This is a genomic window from Chitinophaga oryziterrae (genome assembly GCF_009758125.1).
Lineage (GTDB): Bacteria > Bacteroidota > Bacteroidia > Chitinophagales > Chitinophagaceae > Chitinophaga > Chitinophaga oryziterrae.
Genome location: NZ_WRXO01000001.1, coordinates 1101560 through 1118875, shown reverse-complemented (window position 1 = coordinate 1118875; position 17316 = coordinate 1101560). Strand labels below are relative to the sequence as shown.

General features: G+C 44.2%; 15 protein-coding genes. 10 read left to right on the top strand and 5 right to left on the bottom strand.

Annotated features, from left to right (window positions below):
• Positions 1–18 precede the first annotated feature (18 nt).
• A complete protein-coding gene (locus GO495_RS04600; protein ID WP_157298499.1) occupies positions 19–1041 on the top strand; it encodes an aldo/keto reductase in 1023 nt (340 codons plus the stop codon).
• Positions 1042–1069: 28 nt separating this feature from the next.
• On the opposite strand, the gene GO495_RS04595 is transcribed toward GO495_RS04600, so the two are convergent.
• Positions 1070–2314 carry an alkaline phosphatase family protein gene (locus GO495_RS04595; RefSeq protein ID WP_157298498.1) on the bottom strand — a complete coding sequence of 415 codons (1245 nt, stop codon included), beginning with the start codon at positions 2312–2314 and terminating at the stop codon, positions 1070–1072.
• A gap of 49 nt (positions 2315–2363) precedes the next feature.
• Positions 2364–4697, bottom strand: coding sequence for a GAF domain-containing protein (locus tag GO495_RS04590; RefSeq protein ID WP_157298497.1), 2334 nt, complete (start codon positions 4695–4697; stop codon positions 2364–2366).
• Positions 4698–4739: 42 nt separating this feature from the next.
• Between GO495_RS04590 and GO495_RS04585 the strand changes: the two genes are divergently transcribed.
• Both GO495_RS04585 and GO495_RS04580 read left to right on the top strand, forming a co-directional pair.
• Positions 4740–5939 (top strand): serine hydrolase domain-containing protein, encoded by a 1200-nt coding sequence (locus GO495_RS04585; RefSeq protein ID WP_157298496.1) that lies wholly within the window; start codon positions 4740–4742, stop codon positions 5937–5939.
• A gap of 63 nt (positions 5940–6002) precedes the next feature.
• Complete coding sequence (locus GO495_RS04580; RefSeq protein ID WP_157298495.1) at positions 6003–7022, top strand: class I fructose-bisphosphate aldolase; 1020 nt, start codon at positions 6003–6005, stop codon at positions 7020–7022.
• 637 nt (positions 7023–7659) lie between these two features.
• Here the strand turns inward: GO495_RS04580 and GO495_RS04575 are convergent.
• On the bottom strand, positions 7660–8211 hold the full coding sequence (locus GO495_RS04575; RefSeq protein ID WP_157298494.1) for a hypothetical protein: 552 nt from the start codon (positions 8209–8211) through the stop codon (positions 7660–7662).
• 109 nt (positions 8212–8320) lie between these two features.
• Between GO495_RS04575 and GO495_RS04570 the strand changes: the two genes are divergently transcribed.
• The 4 genes from GO495_RS04570 to GO495_RS04555 all read left to right on the top strand — a co-directional run bounded on the left by GO495_RS04570 (position 8321) and on the right by GO495_RS04555 (position 12068).
• Positions 8321–9217, top strand: a complete 897-nt coding sequence (locus GO495_RS04570) for a LysR family transcriptional regulator (protein WP_157298493.1) — start codon at positions 8321–8323, stop codon at positions 9215–9217.
• 64 nt (positions 9218–9281) lie between these two features.
• Positions 9282–9722, top strand: a complete 441-nt coding sequence (locus GO495_RS04565; protein ID WP_157298492.1) for a VOC family protein — start codon at positions 9282–9284, stop codon at positions 9720–9722.
• Positions 9723–10113: 391 nt separating this feature from the next.
• Positions 10114–10719 (top strand): TetR/AcrR family transcriptional regulator, encoded by a 606-nt coding sequence (locus GO495_RS04560; protein WP_157298491.1) that lies wholly within the window; start codon positions 10114–10116, stop codon positions 10717–10719.
• A 215-nt stretch (positions 10720–10934) separates the two neighbouring features.
• On the top strand, positions 10935–12068 hold the full coding sequence (locus GO495_RS04555; protein ID WP_157298490.1) for an alpha/beta fold hydrolase: 1134 nt from the start codon (positions 10935–10937) through the stop codon (positions 12066–12068).
• Positions 12069–12245: 177 nt separating this feature from the next.
• Here the strand turns inward: GO495_RS04555 and GO495_RS04550 are convergent, their stop codons facing one another.
• The gene (locus GO495_RS04550) at positions 12246–12797 is read right to left on the bottom strand and encodes a hypothetical protein (RefSeq protein ID WP_157298489.1); all 552 of its coding nucleotides are present in this window, start codon (positions 12795–12797) and stop codon (positions 12246–12248) included.
• A gap of 138 nt (positions 12798–12935) precedes the next feature.
• On the bottom strand, positions 12936–13460 hold the full coding sequence (locus tag GO495_RS04545) for a MaoC family dehydratase (protein WP_157298488.1): 525 nt from the start codon (positions 13458–13460) through the stop codon (positions 12936–12938).
• A 360-nt stretch (positions 13461–13820) separates the two neighbouring features.
• Between GO495_RS04545 and GO495_RS04540 the strand changes: the two genes are divergently transcribed.
• From GO495_RS04540 to GO495_RS04530, 3 genes are all read left to right on the top strand, one after another.
• Complete coding sequence (locus GO495_RS04540) at positions 13821–14843, top strand: LLM class flavin-dependent oxidoreductase (protein ID WP_157298487.1); 1023 nt, start codon at positions 13821–13823, stop codon at positions 14841–14843.
• A gap of 72 nt (positions 14844–14915) precedes the next feature.
• Complete coding sequence (locus GO495_RS04535; RefSeq protein WP_157298486.1) at positions 14916–15719, top strand: AraC family transcriptional regulator; 804 nt, start codon at positions 14916–14918, stop codon at positions 15717–15719.
• Between the two features lie 40 nt (positions 15720–15759).
• Positions 15760–17304, top strand: a complete 1545-nt coding sequence (locus GO495_RS04530; RefSeq protein WP_157298485.1) for an FAD-dependent monooxygenase — start codon at positions 15760–15762, stop codon at positions 17302–17304.
• Positions 17305–17316: the final 12 nt, after the last annotated feature.

Sequence of the window (17316 nt, the reverse complement as noted above, 5' to 3'; positions counted from 1 at the left end):
TATATAAATCATATCATCATGAAGTACAATCTTTTAGGTAATACCGGACTGCTAGTGTCTGAGCTGTGCCTGGGTACAATGACTTTTGGCGGTAAAGGCAGGTTTGCTGCAATAGGTCAGCTGGGACAAGAGGCTGTAAACCAGTTGGTAAAAGAATCTGTAGAAGCCGGGATCAATTTCATTGATACCGCAAATGTATACTCAGAAGGGCTCTCGGAAGAAATGACCGGCCAGGCCATCCGCGACCTGGGGCTTAACAGGGATGAACTCATCATTGCAACCAAAGTACGTGGTACGATGGGTACCGGCCCTAACCAGGTTGGATTGACACGCAAACATATCATGGAACAGGTAGATCAAAGCCTGAAACGCCTGAACATCGACTACATCGATCTCTACCAGATTCATGGTTATGATGCGCTGACACCTATCGAGGATACAATCCGCACCCTTGATACATTGGTACAAAGCGGTAAAGTAAGGTACATCGGATGCAGCAATCTCATGGCCTGGCAGCTGGCGAAAGCCCTCTCCTTCTCCGAATACAAAGACCTTTCAAAATTTGTATCCCTACAGGCGTATTATACCATTGCAGGCCGAGACCTGGAAAGAGAACTCGCGCCTTTACTGTTAGATCAGAAAGTAGGCTTACTGGTATGGAGCCCGCTGGCAGGCGGACTTTTAAGCGGTAAATATGGCCGCAATATAGAAGGACCGGAAGGCTCCCGCAGAAAGAACTTCGACTTTCCGCCTGTGAACCTTGAAAAAACGTATGATATACTGGACGTGCTTCACCCAATGGCGAAAGAGAAAGGCATTTCTGTGGCACAGGTAGCATTAGCGTGGCTGTTGCATCAGAAAGTAGTGACCTCTGTAATCATTGGCGCTAAAGACAGCCAGCAGTTGAATGATAACATCAAATCTGTAGACGTACAATTCAATGAAGAAGAACTGAAACACTTAGATGATATCAGCAAACTGGCACCGGAATATCCGGGATGGATGGTCAACTTTATGGCAGGAGACAGAAAAGCGAAGTAGATAAAACAGGCTCCTTACGGAGCCTGTTTTATTTAATACATTCATTCAATACTTCAATCTTCCCATCTATCTTTTCTGTTATTGAAAGCCCTAACAACTTCGCTACCAACGGATAAACATGTATATTTTCAAAGGTAGCGATCCTGTAATGCGATTTGAATGCCGGTCCCCACGCCATAAACACCGCATTCATATTGGTGAGATTATTATCATACCCATGATGCCCCGGATATCTCTTTTTAGTTTCTTCGTTCACAAACATATACCCGGCTTCTGCCACCAGGATAATATCTCCAATCCGGTGATAAACGTCTTCCATGCCATAGTGCCATCTCAAAGGCGTCTCTTCCTTCAGATAAACCGTATAATGTGCCGCATGCTGCTTCAACGAATCATACACAAATTTCACCCGCGCTTCATTATCTCCGTACAACATCATCTTTTCATTACCACTGGCCGTTATCATATCCTTCACTACCGGGGCAACTATAACATTATGCACGGTATCCATTGTCGTCATACCATGATCGGATACTATAATATAATTAACCGGCAGATGCAGCTTCGATACCGCTGCCATCATCTTACCTATACTGGCATCCACAAACTGTACGGCATCTCTTGTACTATCTGAATCAGGACCATACTTATGCCCCTGATGATCTACTTCAGGGAAATAAAAAGTGATCAGATGCGGACGTTTCTCTTCCGGTAAACTTAACCAGTTCACTACCGTCTGTATCCGCTGATCAATACCTGTTTTCTCCTGATAATTAAAATAATACGTGGGATAAGTATGCTGTATAGCGCTCTCAGAACCTACCCAGAAATAACTCGCACTCAGCATATGCTGCTGCTCTGCCAGCACCCATAAAGGAGTACCGCCATACCAGCTGCCATCTTCCACTTCCTTTTTATTACTTACTTTATATTCCCGCTTACGTGTACGATCATAAAAAGTATTATCCACAATACCATGATGCGCAGGATATAAACCAGTGATTAAAGAATAATGATTGGGAAAAGTTAAGGAAGGATAAGCAGGTTGCATCGCAGTTGCCCGCACACCTGCATCAGATAATGCCAACAGATTATGCGCGTTAAATTTCTCTGCATAATCATACCGGAATCCATCAATGGAAATCATGATTACATAAGGCTGCTGTTGTTGGGAAACACTATTTATTCTACCTGCAACTACATGTTGTGTCGTATCCTGTGCAAAAGTGCAGTTAGTCAGGAGAACAAAAACTGCTGATAAATATCTTTTCATGAGATAACAAAAATAAGCCATCACAAAAAAAGATAACATTAAATTACTATTAATAGACCACTCCTACCCTGAGCGCCTTTAACCCGGTTAAGCCTTGTAAGTCCTCCAGTACCAGCTCTTCGAGGTCGTTATGTAAAGTGCCCTTCTCCTGTAAATAATGGATGAATGGTAAATAGTCGTGTATATCTGCTTTATCAAAATAAATCAACACAATCTTATCCGGCTGAGTCAACCGTTCTTCTGTATCCCGGACACGCACTTTATCAATCCGTTTTTTAATCATCTGGTAACGGATACTGTACGCACCCTCTACATCAAACTTTCTTTCATCTGTACGGAAAGCGATATTGATCACATTATTATGCACAAAGATCAATTGCGTAGTGTGCAAAGGTGTAGGCATTTCCGGTAGCAATCCATGGGTGATTTTTGCAATGGCTGCCATGGAAGACAACTGCCAGAGACGAAGGTTTTTAAGATGGAACTGATTGAATGGTTTATCCGGTGCAATAGACTGTCCAATATAAATATCATACTCTATACCATCTGTCCTGAACTTCTCAAAGTAACAGGGAAAAGGTTGTTGCAGTGTATCATGCTGGGATTCGTAATATTCCGCTACCGCATTATTGATCATCTGCATCGCTGTTTCCAGCGCCTGCCTGTTGCTTTGTAAATTGCGGTCAGACAGTAACAGGTATTCATCAATGATAGCAGCAGTATTCTTATCCTGTTTCGACAGATGAGTTAAGTAAGGAATAACGTCTTCCTTCACAAAAATAGTGAGGTTGTTTTCATCTGCCGCATTCAGTTGGTCTTGTTGCAGCATCTCCTTCCATTTCCCACACTTAAAGATCAACTCTTCCATCAGTGCAGAATGATCATACTCCTGCAAAACCGACAGTGTTTCCAGTAATGTATTTAACTGGCCTTCAAGGTCAGCAATGATGGCTTTATTCCTTTCTATAGTAGAATTGCGGATATCCACAGCGCCATATAACGGATACACCTCATTGAAACGGATAGGCACTGTTTTAACAGGAAGGCCTTTCTTCTTACTATACAGATAATTCCAGGCTGCTTCATTAAACTTCCATTGCACTGCTTCCTGTATAGACGTGAATTGTTCCTTGATAATAGTTTCTATCTCCAGGTTAAACTCGTCGATGTATATCTGTGATAATTGTTCCACGGCTGAAATAGCAGGCTCCAGTAATGGCAGAATACTTTCGGAGAAAGTATGGTCTTTCCAGGTATGCATACATAATACGCCTACCAGTTTATGATTATAAAATACCGGCATCAGCGCCAGCGACCGCACACCCAGCTTACGGAAATACTCCAGGAAAACATGCCCCTGTTCTTCCGGTGCAGTAATATCTTCGGAGAAAAAGAAACGTGGACTGGCAGTATATCCTTTTACCTGCCGCTGAAATTCTTCTGTAGATAAACGGTCTTCCCCCCATACAGAAAACAGCACGCCTGTTCCTCCTTTTACATAACCATATACCGGTTCATCATTCACTCTTACAAAAGGGAAGAGATCAAATTCGATATTATTATTCTTAACTAATGTTTTCAGCGATAACATCACACTCTTATACCGCTCATCTTCATCACCGGGATGACTGTCCAACTGTACCTTCCGTATATGCTGTACAGCCATACGGGCAGTGATATCCGATATCATCACCGCAGTTATTCCCCTGAAAGTAAAGAGGTCCAGCGGCAACATACCTTCCAGTATTTCGTAGCCTGCGCCATCCGTCAGTTTTGTATATAATTTTTTGAAATCGATATCAGGTTTTTCTCCTTTTACGGTCACCTCTATAAAGTCTACATTCATCTGTACTCCATAGTACTCATGCAAACCGGTATCCATGTTCTTAACGCCATGATACTGTCCTGTTTTAAGAGGTACCTGGAAATTATATACTTTCTTGAGAATGAGTGAATATACAATCTGCAGACGTTCCCGGTGATGATCTTCAGTTCTCTTTGGAGTGATAGACAAGTCATTGTAGTCTTTCCTTCTTTCCATCAGATCATATAGCGTACTGGTACCATAAAAAACAACCGGCTGCATAGGATAACCAAGCGCCCAGGCCAGTTCATTCTCTGCGGCCAGTGGCGCAGAAAGGCAGAGGTATACCTGCTCAAGCAATACTTCATACTGGTGGATTTCCTCCAGCGGAATATCCTGGTCATACACATTCTGGCTGTCAAACAATGAAAGGGTGCTTTTAAACAACATTGCTTTAACGGTCTGTTCTTCTTCCGCCCTTTTCCTCAGATAATCGATGAAAGGCTTAAAACAGATGGCAGAATTCACGTGCAGACGCTCGGCAACTCCTCCTGAAAGGTCAAGTATAATCTTCTTCATAATTCTTCGCAATGCGGCCCTGAATTTAGTAAATTACCCATTATGAAACGTATTATCCTCTTTTGCCTTATTATAAGTCTGGGTGTAACAGGCTTTTCACAATCTTATTTCCCTCCCCGGGGGCAATGGCAGCACCGCTCCCCTGCCTCTCTGGGCCTCGATTCTACTAAACTGGCAGCCGCTATTCAGTTTGCGAAAGACAACGAATCCAAAGCTGCCCGTAACCAGGAAATTGCCCAGGCGCTGAGCTTCGGCAAAGAACCCTACAGCGATGGCGTAGGTCCGTTCTCTGAACGCGGAGACCCTACCGGTATTATCATTTACAAAGGATATATTGTAGCAGAATGGGGAGACCCTTCCAGGATAGATATGACGCACAGCGTTACCAAAAGTTTCCTCTCCACTGTCATAGGACTGGCGGTAGACCGCGGCCTTATCCACAGCGTATATGATACCGTAGCGCCTTATGTACCGCCTATAGAGGTATTCAACGCCGGTAACCCGGCCCCGGAACAGCTGGGGCAGCCTGGCTTACTCACCCCCTTTGCAAGCGCCCATAACCGCACCCTTACCTGGGATGTCATGCTTCGCCAGACCAGCGACTGGGAAGGTACATTATGGGGGAAACCTGATTGGGCAGACAGGCCCTCTGGTAACGCAGCGGAATGGATGACCCGCAAAAGGAATACCCCCGGCAGCGTATGGAAATATAACGACGTACGGGTGAATGCCCTGGCCCTCGCGGCTACCAGCGTATGGCGGCAGCCACTGCCGCAGGTACTCAAAACACTCATTATGGATTCTATAGGCGCCTCCAATACCTGGAGATGGTATGGCTACCGTAACTCCTGGATAGTGCTGGACGGACAGCCAATACAGTCTGTCAGTGGCGGCGGTCACTGGGGAGGCGGGATGTTCATTAATGCGTATGATATGGGGCGCTTTGGCCTGCTCACACTGCATAAAGGCAACTGGAAAGGCAAACAGCTGATCTCTGAGAAATGGGTACAACAGGCGTTAACGCCTACCACTGCCAACACAGGTTATGGCTATATGAACTGGTTCCTGAATACGGACCGTAAATTATTACCTGGCGCTCCTGCTAATGCTTTTGTCCATATTGGCAACGGCACGAACTTTATTTATGTAGATCCGCAACATGATCTCGTAGCAGTTGTTAGATGGATAGAGAACAATGAGATGGATAAAATGGTTGCACATATCCTTGAAGCTGTTCAATAAGTTCCGGACAATCAGATAATCGGATCAAATTTTGATGCAATAAATGCAGCTGAAAAAAACATCATGAAAACACAAGAACTGACGGACACAACAAAGGCCATGATGGCAGGCGATAAAGGCCTCCTGGCTATGGACGAAAGTATTCCTACCTGTAACAAACGTTTTGCGGAAGCCGGTATCCCGCAAACAGAAGAATACAGGCGGGCCTATCGCGACCTGATCGTTAACACACCTAACCTGGAAACAGCCATCAGCGCTGCTATTCTAAGTGATGAAACCATCCGGCAGCAGACCCTCGCCGGCGTTCCCTTCGCAGATGCCCTGAAGAACAAGGGCATCGTCCCGGGGATAAAAGTAGATCAGGGAACAGTAGCGCTGGCGGGATTTCCCGGGGAGAAAGTCACTGAAGGACTGGATGGCTTACGTCAGCGTATGAGTGAGTATTACACACTGGGGGCCAGGTTTGCCAAATGGCGGGCAGTGATCATTATCAATGAACATATCCCTTCAGGTGGTTGCCTGGAAGCGAATATGCATGCACTGGCACGCTATGCGGCCATTTGTCAGGAAGCAGGTATAGTACCGGTTGTGGAACCGGAAGTGCTGATGGATGGTACTCATACATTAGAAAGATGCCGGAAAGTAACACAGGAAGGGTTGCTGATGCTCTTTACCGAATTGCATAATCAACGGGTAGATCTACACGGGATAATATTAAAGCCTAATATGATATTGCCTGCTAAGGATTGCCCCGTACAGGAAGATGATGAGATCATCGCACATACGACCATTAAATGCTTACTGCGTTGTGTACCTGCTTCTGTACCCGGGGTCGCATTCCTTTCCGGAGGGCAGTCACCTCAACAGGCAACGGCACGTCTAAACACAATGCATAAACTCTACCCTTCTCTACCCTGGGCGCTTACATTTTCTTATGCAAGAGCGGTTCAGCAACCGGCAATGGATTTATGGGCAGGGAAACCGGAGAACATAGCGGCTGCGCAACAGGCGCTGTACCACAGGGCAAGTCTTAATAGTACTGCCCGCAGAGGGAAGTATACGGAAGAAATGGAAAAAAGTTAAAGCTAACGGAGTTCCGGTGTTTGTGCATCATGCTAATGATACTTTTCAAAATAAAAGGTGCGCTGCTGTATGCAGCACACCTTTTTATAAAATTGTTTACAATCGATTTTAATGTTGAAACAACTGACCGTTGCACACGCATGAATACATCGTAATCTAATATCTCCAGCTTGAATACGTACTCAGTTGCCGGTTTCAGATTCTTCATTGTATAAATACTATCAGGTAACTCAAAACGCGTATAAATAGGCCTAAAAAATGACTTAAACGAACATAGTTCGAATCCCTCTCTCCGCAGAAAGAACAAAATCCGCTACAGTAGCAGATTTTGTCGTTCCGGTAATTTTATGCTTATTTTATAAAACGATATAAATCAAGGTGGTAAATATTTTAATGGGTCGAACTATACCAAATATGTCCCTATTACTGTGAATAACCTTTATTGGCTTGTTCGTCGGTATTGTTGACCCAAACCGGGCGGATGTCCACCACTCATGGCAGCTCTTAAGTATGGGTCGACGGAAATAAATAATGGCTTTAATAATAGCTGACCATCGGTAGTCGATCGTTTTGCGGCATACCTGCTGGCATATTCAGCTATCTGATTAATTTCGATTTCATTTTTTTAACCATTCAATCAAATACCATAACTGCCGGTAAGGGCTTTCTTTTCGATGCTTTTTGCAAACAGGGGTGTTTCTTCATGATTGTGAGCATCCGATGCAACCTGGCGGTCGTGAGCAGCCTGCGTCAAAGAAATGTTGTGCACTTTCATAAATTCAAAAAACTCAGGCGTTGCTGTTGCATGAATTTCGTTGGTATATTCACAGGTTTGATCGTCCAATTTTGTGGCTCTAAGTTCCCATAGCACCTGAACTTTGCTGCGCCCGTTGGTAGTGATCGCATCAGAAACCGATAACATACGGCAATAATCTGCCCTGTACTCAGTAGCCACATAATGCTGAATGATAAGCGCGTTACCGATGGTCTCTACATTGATTGACATAGGCTCGCCAGCTAAAGTGCGTGTAAAGCCAGCTGCGATATGAGCTGTAGAGCACCTTTGATATTCTTCATCGGGCAGATTGAATAACCAATCTGCGATGTTTACTTTTTCAATTGGCGCGTTAATGATCGCTTTTACAGTTGAGTGGGAAAGCGCGTTTTCGGTAGTTTGTTTGATTTCCATGATATTTTTTGTTTAATAATTCAAAGGTCACCGAAATTCACTAATCGTTAAAACTCTTATTTTAGATATACTTGATCGGTAAAACCGATTATTTTTAATATTTTTAAAAATGGAACTTCGTCAATTGAAATACTTTATCAAAGCCGCCGAATTACAAAATTTTACTGAGGCTTCGGGTGCATTATTTATCACGCAAAGCACACTATCTCAACAGATCAAACAATTGGAAGATGAACTGGGAATACCATTGTTTGACAGGATCGCAAAGCGGGTGCGGCTCACAGAGGCAGGTAGAACGTTTTTGCCTTATGCCCTCAAGACAGCGAAAGATGCCGAAGACGGCAAGGACATGTTGAAGGATTTGATGAACCTGAATACAGGAACGCTGTCGATCGGCGTAACCTACGGACTAATGGCCTTGTTAACGAAAGCTATACTGGACTTCTCACAAGAATGCCCAAAAATCAGCATAAAAATCAGCTTTGGCACCACTCAGGATTTACTGGACAAGCTTGATCAGGGTCATATTGATATGATGTTATCTTTTTCTCAAGGCGAGAAAGGCGAAGGATTTGAAATTGAACGTTTGTTTTCTTCCTGCCTGGCACTTGTAGTTCACAAAAGCCATCCGATGGGCGGTAGAAAGCAGATCAACATTAAGCAATTAGATGGTCTGCCTTTGCTATTGCCTACCAGAGGATATAGCATCCGCAATTACCTCGATCTTTTATTGGAAGATCATCATTTAATACCCGATATCAAAATGGAAGTAAATGATATCAATATGCTTTTACAATTGGTAGATAGTGGTCGGTGGGCAACCATATTAATGGGTTCGTCGATCTTTAACTATCCTGAATTAAAAGCACTGAAAATTACAGGCGAGGGTATGACCCGATTGGCCACTATTTCCTGGCCGGCAGGTCAATATCGCAAAAAAGCAGCGCGATTACTGGCGCAGCTATTAGTCCATCACGCGGAAGACTATCATGTTCAACAGGCTTAATAAAAGACCGATTGAATGAAAAATTATGTTGAAATATAAAATTAATCATTCAAGAATAAAAATTATGAGAACAATTAACCCTTGGATCAACTTCAACGGAAATGCCGAAGAAGCATTCACTTTTTACAAATCAGTTTTTGGCGGTGAGTTCACAAAGATCATTCGCTTCAAGGACCTATCGAGCGCTGAATTTCAGGTAGCCGAGAATGATGCCAACAAAATAATGCACATTGCGTTACCTATTGGCAAACACAATGTACTGATAGCCAACGATGTTCCCGAATTTATGGGGCGGGTAAACGAAAACGAAAACCGGTCTAAAATAGTTGTTAGTGCTGAAAGTAAGGAAGAGGCCGACCAAATATTTAACGGATTATCGGCAGGTGGGGATATTGAAGGCCCCATTGGCGACGGTCCCTGGGGTACCTACGCCGGCATGTTCAGGGACAAGTATGGTATTGAATGGATAGTGGAATTTGACCCAAATTATAACGGGCAAATTTAACCGAAGAAAAAAGCGGCCCCTTACATGGTGCCGGGTCCAATGTCATAAAGTTAAGCCAACCATTTGCTCGTAATAATTGAATTTAGGGTAATAACACACTTAAAATTAATAAGATTTGATTACGGCTTTAAATCCGATTTAAATTTTTAAAGTCTCTTTCCTGTTTTGGTTTTGAAATGCGGCTGGTGTATGATCTTGCCAATATCCCGCAACGCCTCATTCAGGTGCTGCGCCGTTTCCTATAGCTGCGTTTTGAAGCCGCCAGCACCACTAGATCTTTTGCGCCCAGTCCCTCCAATATCATAGCCTTACATTGCCATAATTTGGTTAATTTTTTATTTATTCTTTAAATAAGACTTTTTAGTCTAAATTTGAATAATTAAAATAAGCAATGAACATAAAAGGAAAAGCGGAAAGAACTAAGCAATTTATCATTGAACAATCGGCGCCAATATTCAATTCGAAAGGAATAGCCGGAACGACTATAGATGATATACTGGCGGCCACAAAGATGGCGAAAGGAGGCATATACGGGAATTTTGAAAACAAAGAGGCGATTTCTATCGCCAGTGTAGATTTTCTTTTCAGTAAAATGTCCGCCAAAGCTTATTCTGTTATGTCAAAAGAAAAAACAGCGGTTAAAAAGCTGTTTGCGTTCATTGATCTTCGTAAAAATCCTTTGGATCCCTTTATCGAAGGCGGATGCCCTATTTTGAATTTCGGTGTAGACTCGGATAACACAAATCCAACAATCAAAAAAAAGGTAAAGGCAATGATCGAAACCTCTATGACACTTTTTATTGATATTTTAAAACAAGGTATAGCAAACGGAGAATTATCAGATAAACTGAACCCTGAAGAGTATTGTTTAAAAGTACTCGTAATGCTGGAAGGAGCAACTCTGGTTTCGAGAGTAACCGATAGTGTTAAGCCGATGTACACAGTTATAAAGATGCTTAAATCTGAATTAAAATCTTTCGAGATCAAGCAAGCGTAAATGAGCTATATGGTTTAAATGATTGAATCAGGGAAACCATTTTTTTATAAACAAAATAAGACTAAAAAGTCTTTTAATGAATACCAAATATGAAACGCAGAAACTTTGCAAAAAGCACAGCGCTTGTTGCTTTGGGAGCGGTTTTGATCCGCCCTTTGGAGGTATTAGCAGAAAAAAAACCAAATCATATGAAAACAAATGAACAATTAAATGACATGAAACTACCGGCAGGCATACGTGAACGGTATGTTACCGGGGTCAACGGCCTGACAGTACATGTACTGGAAGCCGGTTTTGACACACCAAAACGCCCCGCTGTACTACTGCTGCATGGATTTCCGGAACTTGCCTACAGCTGGCGGAAAATAATGCTGCCATTGGCTGCTGCGGGTTACCATGTGATCGCCCCTGATCTTCGTGGCTATGGCCGCACAACAGGTTGGGATAACGATTATGATGGAAATTTCGCCTCTTTTAGGACACATGAACTTTCCCGCGATGCTCTCGGTTTGATGATGGCTATGGGGCATGAGTCTGTTTATTCTATAGTCGGACACGATGTGGGGGCGACAGTAGCGGCCTATTGCGCTCTTGTCAGACCAGATTTTTTTCGGTCAGTCGTTCTTCTAAGTTGCCCTTTCGGCGGTGTGCCACCTCTACCTTTTGGCGTTGGAGAACATCCTGCCCCCTATCTGCACCAGGCGGCGCCACCTGCTCAAGATCCACTTGCATTACTATCAAGACCCCGTAAGGACAGTACCACCTATTTCTCATCACGCAGCGCGAATAATGAAATGCTGAATTGCAAACAGGGCCTGCACGATTTTCAGCGGGCTTACTTTCATGTAAAGAGTGCCGACTGGAACCAGAATAAACCATTTCCCCTTACCTCGGGCACGGCGGAAGAATTCGCCAAACTGCCAACTTATTATGTTCTGGATCTTGATAAAACAATGCCGGAATCAGTTGCTCCCAACATGCCCTCACAGAATGAAATAGCCGCCTGCAAATGGCTTCCGGATAACGACCTTGATATCTATACACAGGAGTTTAAACGTACTGGTTTCCAAGGCGGATTAAACTGGTACCGCTGCACCACGGGCGGATTAAACAGGTCTGACCTCGAACTTTTTTCGGGTCACACAATAGATGTGCCTTCCTGTTTTATTTCAGGGATCGCTGACTGGGCAACATTTCGCCCGCCAGGCGCATTAGAGCAGATGCAGCGCCAGGCCTGTACAAAAATGCAAAGCTTTCACATCATTGAAGGTGCGGGTCACTGGTTACAACAGGAACAACCTGAACAACTCACCGGATTGATTATCGATTTTTTGCAGCACGTAAAATAGACGACATTTGATAATAGTATAACAAAGAGCCGATAAGATGTTAAAAAGATCTTATCGGCTCTTTGTTAATAATAGTCCTTTTGCGACCGCAATGATTTCATCTTTTCCTTCAGGAATAGCTCTCATTACCTCTCCCATTTTGATCCCCTTTTGTTCAAATGCAGGAAGATATATCGCCTAAATCCCATAGGTTCCTGTCAAAGCCTTTTTTTCTATGCTTTTTGCAAAAAGAGGGGTTTCTTCGTGATTATGGCTATCCGAAGCCGCCTGCCGTGCTGCTGCTGCCTTTTCCAATGTTAATTCGTGCGCCTTCATAAATTCGAAAAATTCATCCGTTGCCGTGGCATGTATTTCGTTTTTATATTCACAGGTGTTATCATCGATTTTCCTGACACTGAGTTCCCAAAGTACCTGAACTTTTGTACGGCCATTTTTTGTGATCGAATCAGAAACAGACAACATCCGGCAGTAATCTGCCCGGTGCACCACTGCGACATAATGTTGTACCATCAAAGCGTCACCAATGGTTTCAACGTTAATTGACATTGGCTGGCCATCATAAGTTGTTGTAATGCCTGCGCCAATGTGTTGGGTCGAACAACGCTGATACTCCGCATCTGGGAGATGTAAGAGCCAGTCAGCGATATCGATCTTTTCAATTGGCGCGTTTATAATTGCAGTCACTACGGAATGTGATAATGCATTTTCGGGGGTTTGTACAATCTCCATATATTTTGAATTTATTTATGAGTAGTATATTAATGCGGTTTATTCCAATCAGGATAGCCAGTAATTCCTGCGATTTTGAGAGGAAAGACGAGTGTCCTGTATTTAACTGATAGACATGGGTAATATTCCCTGACTTAATCATTTGTTTTGCAGATCTCCAGCTTGTCTTGCTTTTAAAAGATATTTATGGGTGCCCGACAGAACGAGCTCACCGTTTTGATTATGAATTGTAGCTTCAGTCTCTACAATACCTTTATTGCCCTGTGGCGTTAAAGAGATGATTTTTAGAGCAGGATATAAAGTATCACCGGCATTGACCTCTTTTAAAAATTTACAGGATACCTCTGTGAAAGCTATAAATACCTCGCCAATCACATGAGGAAACATAGTGGCACCTGGAGCTGTAAATGCAAGTACCTGGAGTCCGTGGACGACCGGTGCCTTGTGTCCGTGCTTTTGCGCCCATACCATATCGTAATGTACCGGGTGATTATCACAAGAGACAGTTTGAAACGCTGCGGAATGCGCATCCGTAAGGGTCCGGCTCGGTGCCCTGAAAATTTCGCCTATTTTCAAGTCTTCAAAAGTTCGTGCCGGTACTATCAGAAAATCTGCCGGATCAAAAGCGACTGTCTGCTTTTCATTTGTTGATTCAGTTTTCATAAATTATTAATTTGATGTTTTGCTATGATGTTTCAAAAAACGAACCATAGTACATCCTATTCAAAATCAATTATTTAATATTAAAATGCCTTGTTTCCTGATTACGAAATAGCGTTAATTTATGACAGCATTATTGACGTTGAAAACATACTCTCCTCTGTACCTCTTATTTATATTCATCTAAATAGCAACACATAAAATATGAATGGTTTATATCCCGAACTGGAAGATTATATTTATCGGTATTGTCAGAAATTTCAAAACAAAGATGAGTTAATGGCCGGGAGGACAGATCTGGAACGAACATCGGCATGAATTATCATTAAATATTTGTGGTATTTTACGATCGAAAAGAGACTTATGAAGAAAATAGGATTTTTATCGTTCGGACATTGGTCTAATCATCCAGCCTATCAAACCCGTACGGCGAGTGACACGTTGCTTCAATCTATTGATTTGGCTGTCGCTGCCGAAGAAATCGGTTTAGATGGTGCATATTTTCGGGTACATCATTTTGCAGCTCAGTTAGCATCTCCATTTCCTTTGCTTTCTGCCATCGGAGCCAAAACAAGCAGCATAGAGATTGGAACGGGTGTTATTGACATGCGTTATGAAAATCCACTCTACATGGTGGAAGACGCCGGAGCTGCCGACTTGATTTCGGGCGGGCGATTGCAACTGGGAATCAGCAGAGGTTCGCCTGAACAGGTAATCGATGGTTGGCGTTATTTTGGGTATGAACTAGCTGAAGGCGAAACTGATGCAGATATGGGACGCAGGAAAGCGTTGCAATTTTTGGATAAACTCAAAGGTGTTGGATTTGCACAGCCAAACCCTCACCCAATGTTTCCTAATCCACCGGGCTTGTTACGATTGGAACCTCACTCCGGGGGATTGCGGGAACGTATCTGGTGGGGAGCAGCTTCTAATGCTACAGCTATCTGGGCAGCCGAAAACGGAATGCACCTGCAAAGTTCGACCTTGAAGTTCGACGAAAGTGGCAAGCCGTTCCACGTACAACAAGCAGAACAGATCAGGTTGTACAAAGAAGCATGGCAAAAAGCAGGACACCAGCACAAGCCAAGGGTTTCAGTGAGCCGGTCCATCTTTGCACTGATAACTGATCAGGACAGACATTTCTTTGGGCAGGAATCCAATAGGGTCGACAAAATTGGTTTTATTGAAAGTGACAAACGTGCCATTTTCGGAAGAAGTTATGCTGGAGAACCGGATCAGCTCATCAGGGAGTTAGCTCAGGATGAAGCCATCCAGGAAGCTGATACCCTCCTTTTGACTATACCTAATACGTTAGGAGTTGACTACAATATACACATCCTGTCGTCTATTCTGAAGCATGTTGCTCCCGGCTTAGGTTGGCGTTAATTTCTTGTAAGGTTCGAAAAGTGTATAGCTGTAGCTGGGTAATGCTGGTATGAAACTCTATATTGATAATTTATGCATCAAGAATTTGAACCACCTGAAGAGTTACGGGATACCATAAAATGCTTTTGGTATAACAGAAAAGACTTCGGAGAACTACAATCGAGTTTTAAGGTAGTGCCTGATGGCTATGCTGAAATTATTTTTCATTTCGGAAGCCTCTCTAGCACTTCTTACAATGGAAGCTTGCAGCCATTGCCATCACCGTTTATGATGGGGCTACTCAATCAGCCTGTTCTTTTTTACACGAAAAACTGTTTAGAGATCATTGGTATCAGGTGCTTTCCTTGGACCGTATTTGATTTACTCGGACTGCCGTCCGGTAAAGACGGATTGCGCATATTTGATCACCCTATCGCCCAGCTTCAATCCACGTTGAATAAATGGATTGAAGCTGGTAGGATAGATGAAGCGCTGGTTCACATAAAACAGTATTTCCTGCATGCACGGTCGGGGATTGCTACAGACAGTATGCTGTTCAAAGCGGGAGTTGCTATGAGAAAAGCAAACGGCACTATGCCGGTAAGCCAGGTAGCAGCGGCGGCTCATGCAACAGTTCGTACACTGGAAAGGAAGTTCAAGCAATCTTCCGGATATACTGTTAAAGACGTGTCCGGCCTGATACGCTTTGAGCAGGTACGAAACCACTTATGGCATTATCCGGATTCCAACCTTGCCGGCTTAGCTCATGAACTGGGCTATACGGATCAATCCCACCTAAGCAGGGAATTCAAGCGCTACAGCGGTACTACGCCAGCAGTATTCGCTCGAAGAGCAAAGAAAAGGAAACAGCATTTTGTCGCGTTTGTACAAGCCTGACACAGGAGCTTTCCAGAATTTTGTGTTTCAATAATTCTATATGAAAGCTACACCTGAAAGCAGGGAATCCGCACAAAATCACTCTATTCACGATGTAATCATTTCCGGTGCAGGACCTGTAGGTCTGTTCCTCGCCTGTGAACTGGCACTGGCCAAATGTTCAGTCCTGATACTGGAAAAAGCGGAAAATCCGCACTCGCCATTGAAGCAACTTCCCTTCGGGATACGGGGACTCTCCGCACCTACTATTGAAGCCCTTTACCACCGTGGGTTACTTGATGAACTTGAGGTACACAAACGCCTTAAAAACCCTCACTCAAACGCTGTACAAGGGCCACGCCGTCAGGCAGGACACTTCGCCGGCATCCCATTCCATGAGGGTAATATTGACACTTCACAGTGGAAGTATCGCCTGCCAGGTTCCACCGACACCAGTTTGATTTCTGAAATGCAGGAGCTTGAAACAGTGTTGACCCGCCGCGCAGAAGCTTTGGGCGTAGAAATCAAGCGAGGGTTCGCCCTTACTGACTTTCATCAAACCATGAATGGTGTAACTGTTCAATCAGGTGACCAATCATTTAAAGGTAAGTGGCTTGTGGGTTGCGATGGAAGCCGTAGTGTTGTTCGCAAGACAGGCGGTTTTGAATTTGCTGGTACCGAACCGGAATTCACCGGCTACACTACCCAGCTTGATATTGCCGACCCCGGGAAACTCAACCCGGGCCGGAACGTAACACCAACAGGCATGTACCTGCAATCCCAACCAGGTTATGTGATGATACAGGATTTTGATCGCGGGGCATTTCACGGTTCAGAAAAGCCAATCACGCTTGAACATGTGCAGGAAGTATTACGCCGTGTCTCGAACACCGACGTAACTATCAGCGCCCTGCATATCGCAAACACCTGGACTGACCGCGCCCGGCAGGCTACAACCTACCGCAACGGACGGGTACTTTTAGCCGGCGATGCCGCACACATTCACGCGCCCTTGGGAGGCCAGGGCCTTAACCTTGGGCTGGGCGATGCCATGAACCTGGGCTGGAAGCTCGCTGCAACCATCCAGGAGAAAGCTCCGGAAGGCTTGTTGGATAGTTACTATACAGAACGGCACCCAATTGGTGTACAGGTGCTGGATTGGTCACGCGCCCAGGTCGCGATCATGGGACCAGAACCCCATGCCCGCGCACTGAACGCGATTATCCGCGACCTTATAGATACGCGCGATGGTGCCACCTACATTGCAGGAAGAGTGCGGGGCGTTTTCACACACTACAACCTCGGTGGCGACCACCCTCTGGTAGGCTACAGCGTTCCCAACTTTGAGTTTGAAGATGGTGTAAAAATTGGCGACTTAATGCACGATGGCCAGGGGATATTGCTTGATTTTGATATGAATACTTCACTTAAAACTTTGGCGAGTGAATATGGCGATCAAATGAAGTATGTTTCGGGTCCGGTGAGAGAACAATTCGGCTTGAGCGCGGTACTGATACGCCCTGATGGGTTTATCGCCTGGGCTTCTGACAGCGACCCTGATGAGCAATCAATCAGGCAGGCAGTTGCTCTCTGGTTTACCCGATAACATGGAGTTACA